The organism is Fictibacillus terranigra (genome assembly GCF_030412265.1).
Taxonomy (GTDB): Bacteria; Bacillota; Bacilli; order Bacillales; family Fictibacillaceae; genus Fictibacillus_C; species Fictibacillus_C terrinigri.
The window spans coordinates 740334-759522 of the sequence record NZ_JAUHLN010000002.1 but is presented as its reverse complement, the minus strand read 5'-3'; the positions used below and the strand labels follow the sequence as shown (position 1 = coordinate 759522).

Genomic DNA, 19189 nt, shown 5'->3' with positions numbered 1-19189 from the left:
TGGTGCATAATGATATATAAGGAGTTTTTATCGAATACATCTTGGGTAAATAAGTATTTACTGAAAAAAAGGAGGTAACTATGGGAGGCCATGCTTCTATTTCATCACTCGTCATCGTCATTTTAACAGCATTTTTTATCCCAATTCTGCTCAACAAATTTAAGATCAGGTTTTTACCCGTTGTGGTAGCAGAGATCATTGCCGGCATCATCATCGGAAAAAGTGGATTTGATATTGTTCATGCAGGAACATGGCTGGATATTCTTTCTGTGCTCGGCTTTATCTTTTTAATGTTTTTAAGCGGGCTTGAAATTGACTTTTCGGTCTTTGCAGCGAGTAGCGATAAGAAACAACTGCCGAATGGCAAAACAGAACCAAACCGGCTAGGTGTTTCATCGGTTATTTTTGCTCTTATTTTCGTTGTATCTTTTGCTTTGTCAATGGTTTTTGTATGGACCGGCTTTACAGACAATGCCTTTTTTATGACGCTGATTATATCAACAATATCACTCGGTGTTGTTGTACCGACTTTAAAAGAAGAGGATCTATCGAGAACGGCAATCGGCCAAATCATTCTCATAATCGCTGTTATCGCTGATCTCGTAACGATGATTCTGCTGGCAGTGTTTGTTTCCCTGCAATCCGGGGACAGCGGGCAAATGTGGCTGCTCCTCATACTATTCGGGGCAGGTATCATCCTGTATTTTATTGGAAAGTACATGCGCCATCATACCTTTTTGGAAACATTATCAAAGGGAACCGTGCAAATCGACACGAGAGCGGTCTTTACATTAATCATCGTTCTCGTCGGTGTATCTGAATCAGTAGGTGCTGAAAACATTTTAGGAGCGTTTCTGGCGGGAGTTCTCGTATCGCTTCTATCACCGAACCAGCATATGGTCCATAAGCTGGACTCGTTTGGCTACGGTTTTCTGATTCCGATCTTTTTTGTGATGATCGGTGTAGAATTGGATTTGGTTTCGGTTGTAAAAGATCCGAAGGTGCTCATCTTAATACCGTTGCTTCTTTTGGGCCTTTTAGTGTCTAAGTTCATTCCGATATTAGTCCTAAGAAAGTGGTACGACTGGAAGACGGTGATCGCTTCAGGATTTTTGCTGACGTCCACCCTGTCTCTTGTTATCGCGGCGGCCAAAATTGGGGAGCGCATTAAGGTGATTGATGCACGAACCTCTTCGGCTTTAATTTTAACTGCCGTCATCAGCTGTATCATTACACCGGTATTCTTTAAAAAACTCCTGCCAAGAAAGAAAACAGAAAAGACGGAAGAGCATCTGGCCATTATTGGAGCGAACCAGTTTACGCTTCCCGTCTTGAAAGAACTCGAAAGCGGCCGTTTTGAAAAGAAAGTTTATCATACCAAACAGCTAGAAAAGGATCCAAAACAGCTGGAGTCCTTTGACATTATTGAATTAGACGATTATTCGGTGCCCATCTTAAAGGCGAGCGGGGCCTTTGATACGGATATTCTTGTCGTCGCTACCGGTGAAGATGGTGTGAATGAGTCGATTGCACAAGATGCTAGAAGTCATGGGATAAAACGGGTGATCACTCGAATCGAGGATCCTGTAAAAAGGGAAGAGCTTTTAAATCAAAACATTGAAGTATATTCTGCTTTCTTCAGTTCACAAGTGCTATTGAAGATGATGATAGAAAATCCGTCCGTAGTCAGCTTTCTATCTCGAAATGATCACTCTCTTTACGAATTGGTTGTTAAAAATGGAAATTACCATAAGACCGCTCTACGGAATTTTCCTCATTTCGGAGATGCGATTATCGTCAGGATATTCCGCGGCAAGGATTCCATCGTTCCTCATGGCGATACAGAAATCTTAATCGGCGACAAGCTGATTGTTACCGGCAGCAAGGAACACATCGAGGAATTAAAAAGAGTATTAAGGTAAGTTAAAGATCGCTCAAAATTGGCTCTATGAAAGTGCCTCTTTTGGGCGTCTGTTTGTAGATAAAAAGGTTCATACTAGGAGTAAAGGAGTGAAATAAGATGACTATGCCAATGGTTAGATGCCCGGAATGCCGCAAAGAAACACAATTAGATGCAGTATTGACGGCACAATCCAATCAAAACGTGATTTTCAACTGTCCTGACTGCGGCTATGAGGAAAGAAATATTGAAACCAGCAAAGGGTAAAAATGCTTACGCCTGATCCGGTATTTCCTTTCCTTTAAAATCTGTTATACTAATCTTAGGACTAGGTACTAATAACAATTGCTAAGGCGGTCCGTATGATGATACATCCTGCCATATTAATTAAGGAGGAAATACAAAATGAATCTATCACTTGAAAATCGTACATATGTCATTATGGGAGTAGCTAACAAACGAAGCATCGCATGGGGAATTGCACAGTCGCTTTCAAAAGCCGGTGCTCGTCTCATCTTTACCTATGCAGGTGAACGTCTGGAAAAAAATGTGAGGGAACTAGCGGAAACATTGGAGCGTTCAGACTCTCTCGTACTTCCATGTGATATTACGAACGATGATGAAATTAAATCCACATTTGAAAAGATCAAAGGGGAAGTCGGTGTCATTCACGGGTTGGCTCACTGTATCGCTTTTGCGAATACGGATGAATTGAAGGGTGAATACTTGAATACAACGCGTGATGGCTTTTTGCTCGCTCATAACATTTCTTCTTACTCGCTTACTGCTGTGGCGAAAGAAGCACGGGGCCTTATGATCGAAGGAGGAAGCATCGTTACATTGACTTATCTTGGCGGTGAGCGCGTGCTTCAAAACTACAACGTAATGGGAGTTGCGAAAGCTTCTCTAGATGCGAGCGTGAAATACCTTGCAAGCGACCTCGGGAAAGACGGCATCCGAGTGAACGCGATATCTGCTGGTCCGATCAGGACTCTTGCAGCTAAGGGGATCGGTGATTTTAACAGCATCCTGAAGCAAATTGAAGAAAAATCACCGCTTCGGCGTACTACAACTCCTGAAGAGGTTGGCGATACAGCTTTGTTCCTGATGAGCGATCTTTCACGTGGAATTACGGGAGAAACAATTCATGTGGACAGTGGATACAGCATTTTAGGCAACTAAAAATTCTATGAAAAAATCACCTTTTGATCGAGGTGATTTTTTTTATATTAATCGAATAAGCTTTCCGGTTTTTGGCAGCTGCAATGTTTTTTTCGGCAGGACTTACAGGAACACGATGAACATTTGTGACATGGTTTACAAGAGTGGCAGGAACTGCAAGAACTGCAAGAACTGCAAGAACTGCAAGAACCGCAAGAACTGCAGGAACTGCACGATTTACAACTATTGCAACTGCATCTATGGAAATTATGGCTACTAAACATGAATTCACCCCTTTTCATAGAGTTACAATAGCTTATTAATAAATAAAAGAATGGTGTTGGACAAGTATATTGGTTTTCTATATTTAATTTCGCATATTTTTCAATCGAACGGAAACAGCGTTTAAAGCATCAGTTCTCCTTCATCCTTCGTTTCGATATCGCTTCTTGATATACATCTAGTACATTGCTTACCCCTTTATCAAAAGACCAGTGAGCCACCCCCCACTTTTTAGCATTTATTCCTAACTTATTCCTGTACTCTTCGTTTTCTAGCAACAAATTCAATTGGTTACAGAGCTCCGTTTCATCACCTGCACGTGTTACTAATCCTGTAACCCCATGCTCGACGATCTCAGGCAGTCCCCCTGCATCACTAACAATGACAGGTTTTCCGACAATTTGTGCTTCGATTACGGATAAAGGCTGGTTATCTAAGAGACTCGGCAGGACAAAAATATCCGATTTAGCCAGCAACTGCGGGATATCATCCCGTTTACCACAGAAGATAACGGTGTCTTCCAGCCCTAATTCCCTGCTTTGGGCTTGTAACTCTTCTTCCTTTTCACCTTCCCCAACAATCCAGCATACCCAGTCGTTTCGTATGCTTTTTAGAAGGCCGAGGGCAGAGATGAGATGATGAAGCCCTTTCAGCTTTACAAGTCTCCCTGTATAAAGAATGACTTTCTTATGATCCAGTGATGGGATGGATGATTTCTTCTTCATTCGTTTCAAAAATGCCTCTATGTCGTATCCATAGTGGCGGACATGAATTTGATTATCAGGCACATTAAACTCACTCTTTAAAATATTTTTTAACCATTGATTTGCCACGATCGTAATTTCAGCAGAGGTAGCGCCGTCATGTTCAAGATTGTCAAAGTATTCACATGCCAGGCTAGCGGTAGGGGTGACCATAACGTTGTTTACGTAATCCTTTAACTCATGGGCTACGCACCCATGAAGCGTAGCTACTAAAACTGGCCTTTTCGGGTTGACGCGGCGAATGCATGCAGTTGAAAGAACATCTTGTGTATGGATGAGATCATAAGTTTCCAAATCAAAATGTGAAAGACCAAACTCATAAACAAACCTTTTAATCTCATAGTATTTGACGACTGGATCTTCAAGAAAAGCAGGAGAGCGGTGTTCATTTATTCTTTCATCCACTAGATGAAGCAACTGATCCCTGTATACCTTCTGGTTTTTATTAACAATATAAATATATTCATGTTCCTCGCCATATCCGAGTAAATCCACTTGATGCCCCAATGATTCGAGCTTCTTTTTTAATTGCTCCATGTAATTCCATACTCCACCTACATGTGGAACACTCCAAAACGTAGCAAGCAGGATTTTCATAAACACATCTCCCTTTAGAATTAAGCACTATCGATTCAATTATATTATTTTCGCAGTACATCCATGGTGTAGACAGATGTCTTTGTGAGGGAGGATAATTTATTTTTTTTATACATTTGTCCAAGCAATTTCATCGAATCTTGCATTCTATGTATAGAAAAGGGGTGAATGAAAATTGAATTTACAGGAAGTTAAAGGATCCTATGATTTGATGGTAGGGTTAGGCAGCTGGTGTGGTCCTGCCCTTCATTTAAGGCGGCATGATTTAAGAAAGTTTTCATTTCCGCTTGATTGGGTCATATCCAACTCTCTTTCTGATGTCTCTCGCTTATTGAAGAATAAATTCGCGGACTATATGGAGCTGGAAAATATGATTAGGACGGATGGGTATGCTCATTTTCTGGATGATGGAACCGCTGTTTTTCCTGAAGAAGGCGGCAATGAACCAGTGAATGCGCATTTTATAAACGATACCCTCTATAACATTATTTCCGTTCATGATTTTCCCATCATTCCAGATGAAGATTGGCAGACACAGTACCCTTCTTACAAAGAAAAACTGAACGGTCGTATACAAAGGTTTCTTGAAAAAATTACAAACAGCCAATCTGTTTTATTCGTTAGATGGGGAGCAGACACATATGATGAGGCGGCCCAATTGCAAACCGTGCTGTCAGAAATAGTAAAAGGGAAGTTTAATATACTTATCCTCCAGCCGGTAGATGGCTTACAGGTTGTTAATGAACTGAATTGCGAATCAGATGGCATTTGTTTCGTTCAAGTTCCACTCAATAATCCTAATGATGATCAAATTTGGGATCACGTTTTGAATGGACTCACACTTACCGATCATTGGAAGTAATTATGCAGATAAAAATAGGAGATTTTTCGTTTGCAAACAGGTGTGGAATAAACCACACCTTCTTTCTTCCATGCCACTGATTTTTTCGTTTAACGTTCGATTTGATAGAGTCACCTATATCAACGAAAAGAGTAAAGCATAATCTATAAATAAAGAAAGCTAGTGAACAAGGGAATCCTTGTTTAAATAAGAGGTGTAAACTTTGAAAGTAATGACTATTTTGGGAACACGCCCTGAGATTATACGCTTAAGTCTTATTATAAAAAAATTAGATCAGTATGCAGAACAACATATCTTAGTCCATACAGGACAAAATTTCAAATCGTCATTAAGCGATATATTTTTTCAGCAATTAGGTATTCGGAAACCCGATTATGTACTGGTGCAGCACCAGCAGTCACTAGGTCAGCAATTATCGACAATGTACAGAGAATTAGAAACCATTTTTTTAAGTGAAAGACCCGATAAGGTATTGATACTGGGGGATACAAATAGTGGACTCAGTGCCATCCTGGCTGAAAGGATGGGAATTCCCGCAATTCATATGGAGGCTGGAAACCGCTGCTTTGATCTTGAAGTACCAGAGGAAAAAAATCGCCGGGTGATCGATGCGATCTCAAGTTTAAATTTACCTTATACACCCCAAAGTAAAGAAAATTTAATCAAAGAGGGTTTTCCAAAAAACAGGATCATTGTAACAGGCAATCCAATATTGGAAGTGTTAGAGCATTTCAATACTGAAGTGGAAGAAAGCAATATCTTGAACAAGCTGACTCTTACAAAAAATGAGTATTTCCTGCTCACGATCCATCGTGCAGAAAATGTCGACCATGACTATCGTTTACTGGAAATCATGAAAGGCATTAATATGGTGGCGGAAATCTATAAAAAAAGAGTGATATGCAGTTTGCATCCCCGTACTCAGGCGCGGATAGAGAGCCGGTCATCGCTTGAAGTTCATCCATTGGTGGAGTTCTATGAGCCGTTTGGATTCTTTGATTTTGTCAAGCTTGAAAAAAATTCATGCTGTGTTTTGACAGATAGCGGTACGGTTCAAGAAGAATGTTGTTTATTTCATGTTCCCGCTGTTACCATTCGGAAGACAACGGAGAGACCAGAAACGATCGAGTGCGGAAGCAACATGCTGTCAGGGATTCAAGCGGATCAAATATTACATTGCGTGCATGTGATGTTAAACGAGCCTAAAATTTGGGAGTTTCCTGAGGGGTACGACGATAAAAACGTATCAAATAAAGTCATTAAAATCGTATTGGGAGGAATCAGAGTTGTTTAAAAACCAAGTCATATTGATAACAGGGGGGACTGGTTCATGGGGACATGAACTGGTTAGGCAGCTGTTAACATACAACCCGAAAGAAATTCGGATATTTTCAAGAAATGAGTCCAATCAATTTTTGATGAAACAAGAGTTTGATCATCACCCTAAATTGACTTTTATCATTGGAGATATTAAAGAGAAAAATTCATTGATTGAAGCAAGCAGGGGTGTTCATTATATTTTTCACCTGGCCGCTTTAAAACATGTTCCGGTGTGTGAAGATCAGCCGTTGGAAGCATTAAAAACTAACGTCCTTGGAACTCATAATGTGATCGAGGCAGCAATGATCTGCAATGTCCATAAAGTGGTCTATATCTCGACTGATAAGGCCTCGGACCCATCCAATTTCTATGGATTATCAAAGGCCATGGGAGAGAAACTGATCATTCATGCCAACACTTTAAAGACGAATACAAAATTTGTTTGTATACGCGGGGGCAATGTCATGGGGACGAACGGCAGTGTGATTCATGTGTTTAAGAAGCAAATTCAGGAGAAGCAAAAGATCGGAATTACTGATTTAAATATGACTCGATTTTTTTTAACCGTTCAGGACGCTATTAAATTAGTATTTAAAGCAACCTTCGAAAGCATTGGCGGGGAAATCTTTGTCATGAAAATGCCTGCATGTAAAATTATAGATCTGGCTTACGTATTGATAGAAGCTTCAGATGAAAAGAATGTACAGATTGAAATACTTGGCATTCGGCCGGGAGAAAAAATTCATGAACTGCTTCTTTCTGCATATGAGAGCAAAACTACTGTTACGTATGATGATGAGTATTTCGTTATTCTTCCCACAATCAACATCCCCGGATTAAAAGAGCACTATTCTCACTATAAACTGATCAATTTGGAAAGCTATAATTCATCTGCCGGTATAATCAGCAAAGAGGAAATAAAACAGATGCTCATGAAAGGCGGTTTCATTTAGATGAAATTATTGATCCTTGGTGGAACAGGAATGGCAGGGCACATCATCACATCTTATCTCAAACAGAACCCTGAGTATGAGGTGCATTATACGTCAAGGGTTTTAAATGACGGAAATAGCAAGTATTTAGATGTAACCGACTTTAAAAGTGTAGAATCCATCATCGAATCTATTAAACCAGATATTATCATCAACTGTGTCGGGATTTTAAATCATCATGCGGAAAACAATCCATTATTGGCGTTAATGGTAAACAGTTTGCTGCCTCATCAATTGGCTCGCTTAAGCGAGCGGCATGGAGGGAAATTAATCCAAATTAGTACAGACTGTGTTTTTTCCGGCATGGATGGTAACTACACCGAATACGATATCCCGGATGGCACCTCTGTTTATGCCCAAACAAAACATATGGGTGAAATTGTAAGTGGGAAGCATCTGACCATCCGTACTTCAATCATAGGTCCGGAATTAAAAGAGGAGGGCATTGGTCTTTTTTTATGGTTTATGAAACAAGTCAATGAAATCAAAGGGTATGAAAAAGTCTTATGGAATGGGGTAACGACACTTGAATTAGCCAGATCCATTGAAACAATGATCAGGAATAATGTTACCGGATTGTATCATTTGGGAAAGGAAACAAAAATTTCAAAATATGAACTGTTGAAATTAATACAGGATATTTTTGAAAAGAGAGATGTAAAGATCATTCCGGACCGTACCATTGAACTCGATCGTACAATTAAAAGCACAAGGACTGATTTTATTTATGTCATTCCAAGTTATGAAGAGATGTTACAGGCACTAAAAGACTGGATGATAAGTAAAAGTCACAAAAAGAACATTCGTTAGGTTGTTATCAAGTGAATTGGAATAAAAAGAATAGCTCCATATCATCTTCCTAAAATTGGACAGCCAATTTAATCAGCTTCGAGCATATCGATAAAATGACGGCTATATTGTTCAGGACTAAAGTGTGTTCTTACGTGAGTTAAGGCGGTTGAACGAATATTTTCTCTCAATATAAGGTCAGTCATGAGCTCTTTCGCTTCCCGGACTGCTTCTGCAATATTACCAAGAGTGTAATATTTACCTGTTTGATTATGAATAATAGAGCTTCTCACTCCGTCAGAATCTGTCGTTAATATGGGACATTTGCAGGTCATGGCTTCCAGAACAGAGTAGGGAGCTCCCTCTACTTTTGAGGTGGAACAAAGAAAACCGCCTGAATCACCTATAATAGAAAAATAGTCAGCCATTTGATCATTCGGGATATTCGCATGTAAAGTAAGGTTGCTTTGCAGGTTCAGCCGTTTTATTAACTGTTGAAATTCTTCTCGTTCCGTGGGTGTAGACAGTGTAGGATCTTCAAACATATATAATTGGATAGTTGGCTTATGTCTCATCAGCTCATGACCAATCTGCAAGAATTCCCTCCAATTTTTATTGTCCTCAATTCGGCCGATCCAGCCGATGATTGGATGACTGTTAACTGGTAACGGTTGATAACGAAACCGAATGGTGTCAAAGCAATTATTAAAGCTAAACTTTGGAAATGAGGGGTAGAACTCATCAAATAATTTCTCTATATGAGGAGTCTTGGGATTTAAAAGACCATTTCCATAAGTAGTGACAAACGGTACAGCCTTCAAGAGCTCCGCTCTTGCTACATCCTTTGGCCCATAGCCCTGTATTTCTAAAAACAGCTTGCCTTTGTACCCTAATTCTCTAAATCTTCGAAGTGCTTTGTAATCTGAAGTAATAATGATCGCCCTATAATTTCCGGCACTTAGTATTTTCTTTATTTCCTTGTCATCGTCTGTAATAAATGCCGGTGCATAATGGTTATTTACCAATTCTCTTTCTTTTCGGTAATAAAGGAAGTGACAATTAATGTTCACTTTTTTAAGAGCCAAACATCTTTGGCGATTTAGTGTTTCAACTCCTCCGCTCGGTACATAAAAAACAAATAATATATTCATATTTTCCTCCTAAACATGGATGATCAATATCGAGATAATGTCTCCGTAATATTTATATGAAGAACCGTTTCAAAGGGCAAAGGATATTTGAAACCAAGGCCGATTAGCCAGCCGCCTATTTACAGTTCAAGCCTATTTTAAGTCCATACCCATTCATTTCAAGACATATTACATATCATGTAGTGATCGGAAAACATCCTTATCCAGGAGGTTAATCAATGGATCCTACTGTCTCCATCATTATCCCGTTCTATAACTGCGCCTACGTTGATCAGGCGATTCAAAGTGCCTTAAATCAAACCTATCCGAATATAGAGATAATCGTTGTGGACGATGGATCAACAAAGTTCAGGGAAAAGATTGACTCTTTTCACGAGAACATTGTGTATATCAAAAAAAAGAATAAAGGCACGGCTACAGCATTAAATCGTGGCATATGTGAAGCGAGTGGGGAATACGTCGCATGGCTGAGTTCAGATGATTATTTTCTTCCGGAAAAAATCTCCAAGCAAATCAACTTTATGCTGAGCCATAAACTAGATCTTAGTTTTACAAACTATGATTGCATTGATGAAGATAATAACGTGATTGTCCCCTGGAATTGCCAGCGGTTCACAAACTTAAAAGAGATTTACGAATCTTACTTAACTTATAATGAAATCAACGGGTGCACGGTCGTCATTAAAAAGGAGATCTTCGATAAGATGGGTTGCTTCAACCCTCTTCTGCGTTATACACATGACTATGAGATGTGGTTTCGCCTGCTTGTGAATGGAATAAGAATAGAATATTTAGACGAAGTACTAACGAAATTTAGAATACATGAGGAGTCCGGCACAAAAAAGTACCAAAGGAAGATGCTGGAAGAAATGGCCCTAATTGAAAGTCAATATCGGCCACTTCTGAAAGAATATATTAAATCATTGTAAACACATGGAGATCTGCTATGTGTTCCGATAATAATCAAGGGTATCCCTTAGGGATGAGTCAAGGGGATATAAAGTGCTCCAGCCTAGCTGGCGGAGTTTATAGGGCTGCACTTCGTCAACCGGAGGATCTTCAGGTTGAAACAACGATTCTACTTCAAAATCAACAAGAGCTAAAGTTTTATATTTCTTTATAATGTCATGAAGGGAATGGCTCTTGCCTGAAGTAATGTCGTATATTTCACCTGATTTTCCATGTCTTAAAAGCGTGTTGTATGCGTGAACGGCATCTCTTACATCTAAAAAATCACGCCGTGCATGCAAGTTATTCACCTTCAACACTTTCTCAGTCTTATCCCTTTCCATTTCAATAATTTTTTTTGCAAAAATCGAGCAAACACCAGTGGAACCCCCGGGCCCTATCAAATTAGAAGGTTTGGCAACTACCACATTCAATTTATATAAAACAGCCCATGCTTGGGCAGTCTGTACTTGCAGGGTCTTGCTTAAACCATAAGGATGAGTGAGCGAGGAATTTTTATTGGGGTCATATTGCAGGGCCGAACCAATTATCACAACCTTGCATACGGGATGACTTTCGCGGATCGCATCGAGTAAATAGACAGTCGACATCAGATTAGCTTCTAAGGTAGCAATCGGATTATTCCAGGATTCAGCTGCATGATTTTGTCCAGCTAAGTGTAATAGAAAATCAGGCTGGACTTCGTTTACTAACCGATGAACATCCATCTTATTCGTCAGATCGAAGTATCGTATATCTACCTTTGTACTTTCTGTAGTCCTGTAATTTCTGGAAACAGCTGTAATGTCGTAGTCGATACCCAGTTGATTACAGGCATGTCGGCCAGTAAAACCGTTTGCCCCTGTAATTAACAGCTTTGGCCGTTTCTTCATATCTTTTCCTCCGTTCCATCCATCCGTCCGATCCACTCCAATCAATCCATTCATCATTCCATTGATCCATTTTCATCCATCCAATCTGTATTTAATATTCACCATGCTCTTGTCCCATTAAAACAAATTTAATACCGGCATGAAGGTCAAACCGTTATTTTTATTCCGGCCAATGCGGTTTTCCAGTAATCTTCATTTCCATACCATTTGTCAGTATCAGGAAAATCAACGGCGCAAACTCTTTCAATCGGCCAGTGCCTTTCGATTATTCCATTGGCATCGGTATGGTTAATCAGAAGGATGTTGAAGTCGTTTGTAACCAGTTGTGATAAGACGGATTCGAGCTCGATTACTTCTTCATATGTCCCTTCTGTGCGAACAAACAGTATGCGTTTACAAAAAGCAGCTGCTTCTAAGAATCTTTTAATGCGCCGGTCGTATTTTTCCTTGACTTGTTTATATGTCGTTAATTCAAAGAGTGAATTTTTACTTCTTTCAAAATCGTGGTTAGAGACTATGCTGTAGGTTTCATCCAATACACAGATAAAATGATCGCCTGCATAGCCTATAATTTTCAAATGTTCGAGATCCATAAACTGAGCAAAACGGTTTTTTAATAACCGTGTAACATCTTTTAAAGAGGGTGATGCTGACCAATCGAGCACCCCTGAAAACGGTCTCAGGTTATTTTTTTGCAGCTCAATAGAGGTTAGACAAAGATCTCCTAAGCTGAAAACAGCATCATATTCTCCCTTGATTCCTTCTAGATTCATTGGAACATCTCCTTAAAAAAGTTGATGAGCAGCAGGGGAAAGGTAGAGGAGGGATGTCCCCCATATGCATATATTATTAAATGCGAAAAATGAAAAAATGGTAGGGCAAAAAAGCTATTTTCATAGAAAAAGTACAAAAAACAGTTCACCGCAGCTGCGATGAACAAAAGTACATCTATCATCATGGACGAAAACTATAGGAATAGGTATCCTGCAAGCCTTGATATATATCAAAATACGGTTTCCAGCCAAGCAGCTGAACCGCTTTTTTATGATCGAGGCAGCTATGTTTGATGTCCCCATGTTTACTGCTAATATTTACGGTTGTAATAGGATAGCCATGGATACTTTGCAGATGATCAATCAATTGGGTAAGGGAGGTTCTACTTGAAGTACTGACATTAAAGATTTCCTGATCACCGCGGTCTATGGCCGCCATATTTGCACGTACAACGTCCTTTACATGGATAAAATCCCTTGTTTGCTGACCATCGCCAAAGATGGTTAATGCTTGCCCTTTTTTGATTCGATCTAGAAAAATGGCGATTACCCCACCTTCACCTTTAGGTAATTGCCTTGGCCCATAGACGTTTCCATAGCGAAGTATGGTAAAAGGCAGTGCATACAGCTGATAAAATAAACGGATATAACCTTCCGCACTTAATTTCGATAAACCGTAGTAAGAGATCGGTACTGTGGCAATGTTCTCTGGAGCTAATTTGGCCTTTACATCCCCATAAACAGCAGATGTAGAGGCGAAAATTATTTTTTTAACTGAAGCTTCATGACAAGCTTCTAGTATGTTGATGGTGCCATTAATATTAACACTCGCATCCATCCTTGGTTCAAGAATGGACTTACCGACATCCGCTTGTGCGGCTAAATGGAAGACAACATCAGGCTGTTCTTTGATAATGACTTGTTTAGCCTCATTACTCTGTATATCTTCAATGTGAACGACAGCGGAGGGATGCACATTTTTTAAGTGGCCAGATACCAGGTTATCCAAAATATGAACCTCATGGCCTTTTTCGATCAGTTCAACAACCAAATGTGATCCAATAAAACCGGCTCCTCCTGTCACTATGGCCTTCATCCATTCATCTCCTCTTAGTCTGTATTGTAAAGTTAGGATGGTTCTGTTCCGGAAATAAAAACAATCCCCTCTGGTTACCAAGGACCATAAGGGGATCTAAAAGCTGCTGTACTTGATTAAACATTGATCAAATTTGAAAGAATGTTCAAGGCTAGGTCTGCAGCCGCGAAAAATTCCTTATCCGTTGCATCGACAATGATGTTGCGGCAATTTTCAATTTCTATATTTATTTTTTTCTTTGGCTGCAAATCAGTAAATGTCATTAAATCCTGAATGAATTCTTCTTTATTTTCAGTGTCAGTGATGATGTGATCGATCACAAAAAGAAACGTGGATTTAATGGCAGTCTCGAATGATTTAATGTCGGATAAGCTAGTGGCTAATATACGCACATTCGAAGACTCTCTAAGCGTGATGAATACATTTGAATCTTCTGCAGAAAGATGAAGGGGGTGGGGTGAATTGTTGTTAAGAGCCTTCCAATCATGATTAGCGTTTAAATGATGTTCAATACTGTAATCTACATGTGTCATTTCTTTCACCTCCACAAGTTTACTCATGCTTATCTTTCAAATCTTTTTCTGCGTCGAGCCTTTGTTTTATTTGCTTTTGCTGGATTTTTTAATGTCTCAGCCATGCTGTTTAATTGGTCAATCGTATCTTTTAGTTGCTGTTTCTGTTCTTCGGTCACGGCTTGGAGCTTCTCTTTCGTGATTCCGTGTTTTATAAAAAGACTTTGGACAAGCAATTTTGTTTCTTCGAACGAAGGGTTATTTTGATTATTTTTTTCATTATTCAAAATGAAGAAACCTCCCTTCTTTTATTTAATATATGCATCAGGACAACAAATGGATTAGAAAAAACACCTGAACTTTCATTCAGGTGTATTTTATAATTAGGATGCGTTGGAAGCAATTAACGTAAGAACTACTGTCAATACATTGGTCATCGTTTGGACAGCGATCGCCGCTTGTTCAGTTTCTGCTTCTACTCGAACGCCTCTTGAATTCTCAATGCAAATTTTGTCGCGTGTTACTTGTTTTTGCTCGAACAGTTGCAGGAAATCTGCCTGAAGCAGATCATCATTCAGATCAAGGTTTGATAGAGTGGCCGTAATTACAACAGTGATCGCGTTTACCATCGTTTGAACGACAATCGAAGTTTGTTCAGACTCGACTTCAACAAACACATCACAGGAATCCTTGATTGTGATACATCTTTCAGTAACCTGTTTCGCAACGTCAGCTTGAGCGAGGTCGAAATGAAGACCGCCAGTGCCAGCTAGTGCATTAAAACTAGTTGGACTTGTATTGCCATTGCAGCAAGGATGACATTTTCTATCATGATGCTGAGCTCCCGCTGTCATTTCACAATTATTATCAAATAAACCCATTCTTTTTTCCCCCTATTAAACTTGTTTTTTCTTTTACTGCATTAGATGCAATAATCGATAGCTTGGTATAGATAAATGTCTTGTAAACTAAAATTTATTTTCGTATTCTTAATTCTTATTTACCCTTGTTTTTAAACTTGGAGCCTTTCATCGTTTTTGGCGCTTCCAGTCCAGACAGCAACTTCATCAGTTGTTCCTTTTGAGCATCCTTTAATTTTGATGATTGATTGATCACATGGGCCAAAACTGCTCCACTTACTTCTTTTGGCGATTGATTCATATCTAGACCCTTGATCAAATCTTTTAAATCGGGTAGTGCAGCTGAATGTTTGACTTCTTCGCTCATATTTTTACCTCCTTTTTATCGCTTACCAAGCAGTACTTTATACTATGCGTCCCGTCAAAAATGGCTAAGGTTTTGTCCTAAAAAACAGCCTATTTCGGAAAAAATGGTTGTTTGTTCATGATTTTGATAGTTTAATGGATTGTTCTTCCCAAACGTCGGTTTCTACTATAGAATGGAGCCTCAGTAGATCGCCAAACTGATTGAAAGATTTTAATTTTCGTTTGGCAAGTCTTTTTGCCTCTGCTTTATTGTTTGCGGAAACTACGAAAGATATCGAGATTACTTTGTTCGTGAAAATTTTCTCTGTTTCTACTAAAATTTTATAGAAGTTGTTCTTATTAACTGAATCGGTTAAAGATTGTATTAACTGATTTTTAGTTTCAGGATTTAATGGATTCAAACAAGCCCCTCCTTTGCGAAGTTCAATGTAATATATGCCGTTTTGTCACGTTGCGTTCAAAGTAACCGCAAATAATAAAAGCTGCTGCCTGCTGGCAACAGCTTACGTATCGCTTTAATCTTTTTTTGGTTTCCAAGTGACTTTTCCGCATGTACTGCAGCCTTTATTCTTCTTTTTTGAAGTGAATAAGGTAGAATCTTTTTGTTTTTTGGATTTTTCCCGCTGCTTATCTCTATATAATTTAATCAATTCTGATTTGTCCATTCCAATCTCTCCTTCTATAAAGTTGTTCCTATCTTATTCCTTTTCTTCTGGTATGGTATAGGTCGTTTGCTGAAAAGGGTTAATCACTGAGGTGTATTTTTTGTTCTTTTCTTTAAAAGGATTGATTGTCTCTGTTGGCAATTTATTGGTTCTAAACGGGTTTATAGGTGTATTGTCCGTTATTGGACTATGTTTTTCGTATGTTTTTACAGTCTGCTGGGATTCCGTTTTTTTCGGTTGTTTACTATGTTTACTATTAATTAGAGATTCAGGCGGAAATGCTGGCCACATCGTTTCTTGTTTTACCTCGTGTATGGTGTCCGTTGATTGAATACTTGCAAAATAGGGATTGATCGGCAGCAGTATTTTTTTTATGCCCAATTTATAGTCCGATAACGAGACGGACGTCAGGGGGGCAAACTGATCCGATAAAGCGATTTGTATTAAAAGGTAACTGATCCATTCCGGAGCATTTTTCTTTTCTTTTGATCGGAACGAGAAGAAATAGGATTTATTTCTTCTTTTACATACAATGTTCCTATGAATCGCTGCTTGTACCGGAAGACCTGGCTCCGTTCGAGGAGTGATAAACAATAAGTCTTTGCCTTCTGTCTGTACAACGATTGGAACGGGCTGGTCATCGATAAAAGAAACTTTGATGTGACTTATTTGTTTTAACCCCTTCGTGCTGTTTAATTCTGCACCGGTATGAGCAAGGAATTTTTTCACTTCATGAAATTCTTCATCAGCAAGGCCTGCAATTGAAAAAGATTGCCCTTTTAGAGCTTGATCTATCAAATTTTCGTTCTCGTTCCAAGCTAAACCCCAATAAGCTAATAATGGCTGAATGGTTCTGAATGTTTCTCGATCTATATGTCCCATCGATTGTTTTTTGTGATAAAGAATCATGTTGTCTACCCCCTTGAGTGCCGGAAAAATAGGCATTCATACTTGTGTCATAACCTACTGTATATCCATAGTATGTATGGAATCTTCAGAACATGATGGAGAAAGGATGGGAAACAATAATGGGTATGAATCATAAGAAATCCATTCCTAAAGCAGCTAACAGCCTTCAGGAAGAATGCATAAGGGTTCAGAAAGTGTATGACTGGGTCACTGATACGTTTTCTGTAACCAAACAAGTCACCTTTAATCCAGAGCAACTAAGGAGGATAGAAGAGGCACTGCAGGATCCGGCTCGCCGGCCGCTTCGCATCACATGTCAAACACCGGTTACTCCACCGGCTTTCCCGCTGAGCGACATGGAATCGACATCATCCAGACACTTTGCAGAATGTGAAGAATTCCTTTGTGAACAAGTGGGAGAAAAGAGAGATGTAACGGTCGCAGTAAATGGCAGCTTTGTAGATGCCCAACTCGTGGAGCTATTGTTTACATCTGAAATTAAAATAGCTGTTGTAGACCGCCGCGGCAAAGTGGTCACCCACCTGTCAACAGATGCATCCATACTGGAGCCGTTTGTCCTCTGTTTCCCTGATGGAACCGATCTTTTCTGCAAAATAACTAAGATCCTGTGCAGAATTCCAACAGGTACAGTTCTTCTGAATTCGCCTGCTCCGAGTTCCTTTAATATCACCGTGACATTCTGCGTTGATATCCAGATCGAGGCTGAAGTAAAGCTGGAGGTCCTTGCTAAGTTCTGTTCACCTCGTAACAATGATCTGAGTGCAGATGAGGAAATGGATCAACAATGTCCAGACGTTGAATTCCCTGCACAATGTCCGGATATTTTCCCTCGTCCTAACTGTGACTGCAGTGTGACAGGTGAAGCAAGCGGCCAGACCGGTGCGAATGCAACGGTTGAAGGAAGGCTGGCAGTGCTTGCAGATATTTGCCCGAATTGCAGCCTGACGGACAGTTCACTCAAATTCAGCTTCAACGACGCAAACGGCGGTGTAAATGACTTTACGTTCACTGCTGAAAGTTTTGATCAGGATACGCTGAATTGTGAAGCTTGCCATGGGAATGGCTTGAAACTTACTGTTTCTGGTGTTGGTACTACGAATGAAGGCGATGAACTTGATTTCAACTTTGCAGCGGTCAACAACAATTCTGGAACACAGTTCCAGCTTCAGCTCATTAACAACAAAGGTGTAATTAAATTCGAATCAGGGATCGTATCAGCAGATGAGGGAAGTCTTGAAGTTGAGGACTGTATCTCTTTCGGAGATTTAAAGGTTAATCGGCCATAAACGAATCGTGAAGGAAAAGAGCGAGCGCTGACTCGCTCTTTTTTTATGAAAAGGTGAACGTAAACACCTAGAATACATAAGATAATGTGGGAGCCTATTTAGGAGGGGGATTTATATGCATTCTCAAAAAGAACGGTTAAGCTATGACCGTCTTATTGCTCGGGCCCAATTTTATCAAGAAAAGTCATTGGAATTAGAAAAAAAGTTAGTTTTTGCTGAAGAGAAGATTGAAAAACTTGAGAAGGATGCAGCAGATTCTTCTCGGGAAACAGAATTACAGGCACTTGAAGCTGAACGGACACGGCTCAAAGAAGAGGCAGCCGCATTAAAGATGGAACTCGAACAAGCGAGGCGCGTTGATTACGACCAAAGGGTAGCCGATTATGAAGAACTGCTGAGTTCGGTCCAAAAGGAGATGAATGAGAAGGAGATTAAACTGGATCTCAGCCAGCAAAAAATAAAAGCACTCGAAAAAAAGCTTTCATTGCTGGGAAGACCGGATCCTTTTATGAAAAAAGCCGAGGATGAGGAAGAGGAGAGCATTTTTGTTAAAAGGGATTATGAGTGCCTTTGCTTGTTTGACTACTCTGTTATCATGAATGACAACCAATCCGGTTTGATTAAGGGATCGTTTATTATTGAAAATACAGGCTTGATCTCATTGTTGAATCCATCGGTTTGCCTTCGTTTTAACCCCGTTGAAGCGAATGTAATAAAGGGAAAAATCTATTCCAGTGAAAATCATGAAGTAAGCAATGACAATCTTGCTAATTTTCAATGGATGTTTGTGGATAATGACTGGTCGCAGGAAGCAAAAGAGCGGGGGGAAGTCTGGATCTGCCCGCTGCGAGAAATGTCCATTGAACCTGGAGAGAAAGCGGTGATCCAGGATTACCAGATACCCTTTAAAAAAGAAGTCATCGGCAATCTTACAGTCGAGGCTTTCGTGTTCTTTAACAAACAGCAGTATAAAGTAAAAGCAGCCAATCATATCGCTATTAATTTTTGATGATAACGCCCTGTCCCTTCTCTGTAATTTTGC

The 19189-nt window shown here is 39.7% G+C and carries 23 protein-coding genes; 10 read left to right on the top strand and 13 right to left on the bottom strand.

Translation table 11 applies throughout. The annotated features are described in order from the left end of the window. The first annotated feature begins 80 nt into the window (after nucleotides 1-80). From QYF49_RS11755 to fabI, 3 genes are all read left to right on the top strand, one after another. The gene (locus QYF49_RS11755; RefSeq protein ID WP_290399780.1) at nucleotides 81-1922 is read left to right on the top strand and encodes a monovalent cation:proton antiporter family protein; all 1842 of its coding nucleotides are present in this window, start codon (nucleotides 81-83) and stop codon (nucleotides 1920-1922) included. 98 nt (nucleotides 1923-2020) lie between these two features. Beyond that, nucleotides 2021-2167, top strand: coding sequence for a hypothetical protein (locus QYF49_RS11750; RefSeq protein ID WP_290400467.1), 147 nt, complete (start codon nucleotides 2021-2023; stop codon nucleotides 2165-2167). Nucleotides 2168-2305: 138 nt separating this feature from the next. Continuing rightward, nucleotides 2306-3082 (top strand): enoyl-ACP reductase FabI, encoded by a 777-nt coding sequence (gene fabI, locus QYF49_RS11745; protein WP_290399779.1) that lies wholly within the window; start codon nucleotides 2306-2308, stop codon nucleotides 3080-3082. Between the two features lie 16 nt (nucleotides 3083-3098). Here the strand turns inward: fabI and QYF49_RS11740 are convergent, their stop codons facing one another. Next, nucleotides 3099-3353: a hypothetical protein gene (locus QYF49_RS11740; protein ID WP_290399778.1), complete on the bottom strand. Its 255-nt coding sequence runs from the start codon at nucleotides 3351-3353 to the stop codon at nucleotides 3099-3101. A gap of 121 nt (nucleotides 3354-3474) precedes the next feature. Beyond that, the gene (locus QYF49_RS11735; RefSeq protein ID WP_290399777.1) at nucleotides 3475-4704 is read right to left on the bottom strand and encodes a glycosyltransferase family 4 protein; all 1230 of its coding nucleotides are present in this window, start codon (nucleotides 4702-4704) and stop codon (nucleotides 3475-3477) included. A gap of 175 nt (nucleotides 4705-4879) precedes the next feature. Between QYF49_RS11735 and QYF49_RS11730 the strand changes: the two genes are divergently transcribed. The 4 genes from QYF49_RS11730 to QYF49_RS11715 all read left to right on the top strand — a co-directional run bounded on the left by QYF49_RS11730 (nucleotide 4880) and on the right by QYF49_RS11715 (nucleotide 8688). Further along, nucleotides 4880-5566 (top strand): DUF1796 family putative cysteine peptidase, encoded by a 687-nt coding sequence (locus tag QYF49_RS11730; protein ID WP_290399776.1) that lies wholly within the window; start codon nucleotides 4880-4882, stop codon nucleotides 5564-5566. 202 nt (nucleotides 5567-5768) lie between these two features. Beyond that, nucleotides 5769-6860 (top strand): non-hydrolyzing UDP-N-acetylglucosamine 2-epimerase, encoded by a 1092-nt coding sequence (gene wecB, locus QYF49_RS11725; protein WP_290399775.1) that lies wholly within the window; start codon nucleotides 5769-5771, stop codon nucleotides 6858-6860. Then, a complete protein-coding gene (locus QYF49_RS11720; RefSeq protein ID WP_290399774.1) occupies nucleotides 6853-7839 on the top strand; it encodes a polysaccharide biosynthesis protein in 987 nt (328 codons plus the stop codon). Before wecB ends, QYF49_RS11720 begins: the two co-directional genes overlap by 8 nt. Next, nucleotides 7840-8688 carry a dTDP-4-dehydrorhamnose reductase family protein gene (locus tag QYF49_RS11715; RefSeq protein ID WP_290399773.1) on the top strand — a complete coding sequence of 283 codons (849 nt, stop codon included), beginning with the start codon at nucleotides 7840-7842 and terminating at the stop codon, nucleotides 8686-8688. Nucleotides 8689-8756: 68 nt separating this feature from the next. Here the strand turns inward: QYF49_RS11715 and QYF49_RS11710 are convergent, their stop codons facing one another. Further along, nucleotides 8757-9818 (bottom strand): glycosyltransferase family 4 protein, encoded by a 1062-nt coding sequence (locus QYF49_RS11710; RefSeq protein ID WP_290399772.1) that lies wholly within the window; start codon nucleotides 9816-9818, stop codon nucleotides 8757-8759. 218 nt (nucleotides 9819-10036) lie between these two features. Between QYF49_RS11710 and QYF49_RS11705 the strand changes: the two genes are divergently transcribed. Then, nucleotides 10037-10747: a glycosyltransferase gene (locus QYF49_RS11705; protein WP_290399771.1), complete on the top strand. Its 711-nt coding sequence runs from the start codon at nucleotides 10037-10039 to the stop codon at nucleotides 10745-10747. 15 nt (nucleotides 10748-10762) lie between these two features. Here the strand turns inward: QYF49_RS11705 and QYF49_RS11700 are convergent, their stop codons facing one another. From QYF49_RS11700 to QYF49_RS11655, 10 genes are all read right to left on the bottom strand, one after another. Next, nucleotides 10763-11716: an NAD-dependent epimerase/dehydratase family protein gene (locus QYF49_RS11700; protein WP_290399770.1), complete on the bottom strand. Its 954-nt coding sequence runs from the start codon at nucleotides 11714-11716 to the stop codon at nucleotides 10763-10765. An 89-nt stretch (nucleotides 11717-11805) separates the two neighbouring features. Beyond that, complete coding sequence (locus tag QYF49_RS11695; protein ID WP_290399769.1) at nucleotides 11806-12432, bottom strand: DUF1796 family putative cysteine peptidase; 627 nt, start codon at nucleotides 12430-12432, stop codon at nucleotides 11806-11808. A 181-nt stretch (nucleotides 12433-12613) separates the two neighbouring features. Beyond that, nucleotides 12614-13528 carry an NAD-dependent epimerase/dehydratase family protein gene (locus QYF49_RS11690; protein WP_290399768.1) on the bottom strand — a complete coding sequence of 305 codons (915 nt, stop codon included), beginning with the start codon at nucleotides 13526-13528 and terminating at the stop codon, nucleotides 12614-12616. A 116-nt stretch (nucleotides 13529-13644) separates the two neighbouring features. Then, nucleotides 13645-14061 (bottom strand): hypothetical protein, encoded by a 417-nt coding sequence (locus QYF49_RS11685; RefSeq protein WP_290399767.1) that lies wholly within the window; start codon nucleotides 14059-14061, stop codon nucleotides 13645-13647. A 29-nt stretch (nucleotides 14062-14090) separates the two neighbouring features. After that, nucleotides 14091-14327: a hypothetical protein gene (locus QYF49_RS11680; RefSeq protein WP_290399766.1), complete on the bottom strand. Its 237-nt coding sequence runs from the start codon at nucleotides 14325-14327 to the stop codon at nucleotides 14091-14093. 96 nt (nucleotides 14328-14423) lie between these two features. Then, entirely contained in the window at nucleotides 14424-14921 is a 498-nt protein-coding gene (locus tag QYF49_RS11675; protein ID WP_290399765.1) for a spore coat protein, read from the bottom strand. 115 nt (nucleotides 14922-15036) lie between these two features. After that, complete coding sequence (locus QYF49_RS11670; protein ID WP_290399764.1) at nucleotides 15037-15267, bottom strand: hypothetical protein; 231 nt, start codon at nucleotides 15265-15267, stop codon at nucleotides 15037-15039. A gap of 115 nt (nucleotides 15268-15382) precedes the next feature. Beyond that, the gene (locus QYF49_RS11665; protein ID WP_290399763.1) at nucleotides 15383-15667 is read right to left on the bottom strand and encodes a hypothetical protein; all 285 of its coding nucleotides are present in this window, start codon (nucleotides 15665-15667) and stop codon (nucleotides 15383-15385) included. A gap of 114 nt (nucleotides 15668-15781) precedes the next feature. Next, the gene (locus QYF49_RS11660; RefSeq protein ID WP_290399762.1) at nucleotides 15782-15931 is read right to left on the bottom strand and encodes a hypothetical protein; all 150 of its coding nucleotides are present in this window, start codon (nucleotides 15929-15931) and stop codon (nucleotides 15782-15784) included. Between the two features lie 33 nt (nucleotides 15932-15964). After that, entirely contained in the window at nucleotides 15965-16840 is an 876-nt protein-coding gene (locus QYF49_RS11655) for a hypothetical protein (RefSeq protein WP_290399761.1), read from the bottom strand. Between the two features lie 119 nt (nucleotides 16841-16959). Here QYF49_RS11655 and QYF49_RS11650 point away from each other — a divergent pair, with 119 nt between their 5' ends. After that, a complete protein-coding gene (locus tag QYF49_RS11650; RefSeq protein WP_290399760.1) occupies nucleotides 16960-18147 on the top strand; it encodes a BMQ_0737 family morphogenetic spore coat protein in 1188 nt (395 codons plus the stop codon). Between the two features lie 115 nt (nucleotides 18148-18262). Further along, nucleotides 18263-19156 carry a hypothetical protein gene (locus tag QYF49_RS11645; protein ID WP_290399759.1) on the top strand — a complete coding sequence of 298 codons (894 nt, stop codon included), beginning with the start codon at nucleotides 18263-18265 and terminating at the stop codon, nucleotides 19154-19156. Nucleotides 19157-19189: the final 33 nt, after the last annotated feature.

Bases quoted from the DNA above. Each gene is read 5' to 3' on its own strand.
- QYF49_RS11660 (WP_290399762.1), bottom strand. From the start codon at position 15,931: ATGGACAAATCAGAATTGATTAAATTATATAGAGATAAGCAGCGGGAA.
- QYF49_RS11655 (WP_290399761.1), bottom strand. From the start codon at position 16,840: ATGATTCTTTATCACAAAAAACAATCGATGGGACATATAGATCGAGAA.
- QYF49_RS11670 (WP_290399764.1), bottom strand. From the start codon at position 15,267: ATGAGCGAAGAAGTCAAACATTCAGCTGCACTACCCGATTTAAAAGAT.
- QYF49_RS11755 (WP_290399780.1), top strand. From the start codon at position 81: ATGGGAGGCCATGCTTCTATTTCATCACTCGTCATCGTCATTTTAACA.
- fabI (WP_290399779.1), top strand. From the start codon at position 2,306: ATGAATCTATCACTTGAAAATCGTACATATGTCATTATGGGAGTAGCT.
- QYF49_RS11675 (WP_290399765.1), bottom strand. From the start codon at position 14,921: ATGGGTTTATTTGATAATAATTGTGAAATGACAGCGGGAGCTCAGCAT.
- QYF49_RS11705 (WP_290399771.1), top strand. From the start codon at position 10,037: ATGGATCCTACTGTCTCCATCATTATCCCGTTCTATAACTGCGCCTAC.
- QYF49_RS11690 (WP_290399768.1), bottom strand. From the start codon at position 13,528: ATGAAGGCCATAGTGACAGGAGGAGCCGGTTTTATTGGATCACATTTG.
- QYF49_RS11715 (WP_290399773.1), top strand. From the start codon at position 7,840: ATGAAATTATTGATCCTTGGTGGAACAGGAATGGCAGGGCACATCATC.
- QYF49_RS11695 (WP_290399769.1), bottom strand. From the start codon at position 12,432: ATGAATCTAGAAGGAATCAAGGGAGAATATGATGCTGTTTTCAGCTTA.
- QYF49_RS11700 (WP_290399770.1), bottom strand. From the start codon at position 11,716: ATGATGAATGGATTGATTGGAGTGGATCGGACGGATGGATGGAACGGA.
- QYF49_RS11735 (WP_290399777.1), bottom strand. From the start codon at position 4,704: ATGAAAATCCTGCTTGCTACGTTTTGGAGTGTTCCACATGTAGGTGGA.
- QYF49_RS11650 (WP_290399760.1), top strand. From the start codon at position 16,960: ATGGGTATGAATCATAAGAAATCCATTCCTAAAGCAGCTAACAGCCTT.
- QYF49_RS11710 (WP_290399772.1), bottom strand. From the start codon at position 9,818: ATGAATATATTATTTGTTTTTTATGTACCGAGCGGAGGAGTTGAAACA.
- QYF49_RS11685 (WP_290399767.1), bottom strand. From the start codon at position 14,061: ATGACACATGTAGATTACAGTATTGAACATCATTTAAACGCTAATCAT.
- QYF49_RS11750 (WP_290400467.1), top strand. From the start codon at position 2,021: ATGACTATGCCAATGGTTAGATGCCCGGAATGCCGCAAAGAAACACAA.
- QYF49_RS11645 (WP_290399759.1), top strand. From the start codon at position 18,263: ATGCATTCTCAAAAAGAACGGTTAAGCTATGACCGTCTTATTGCTCGG.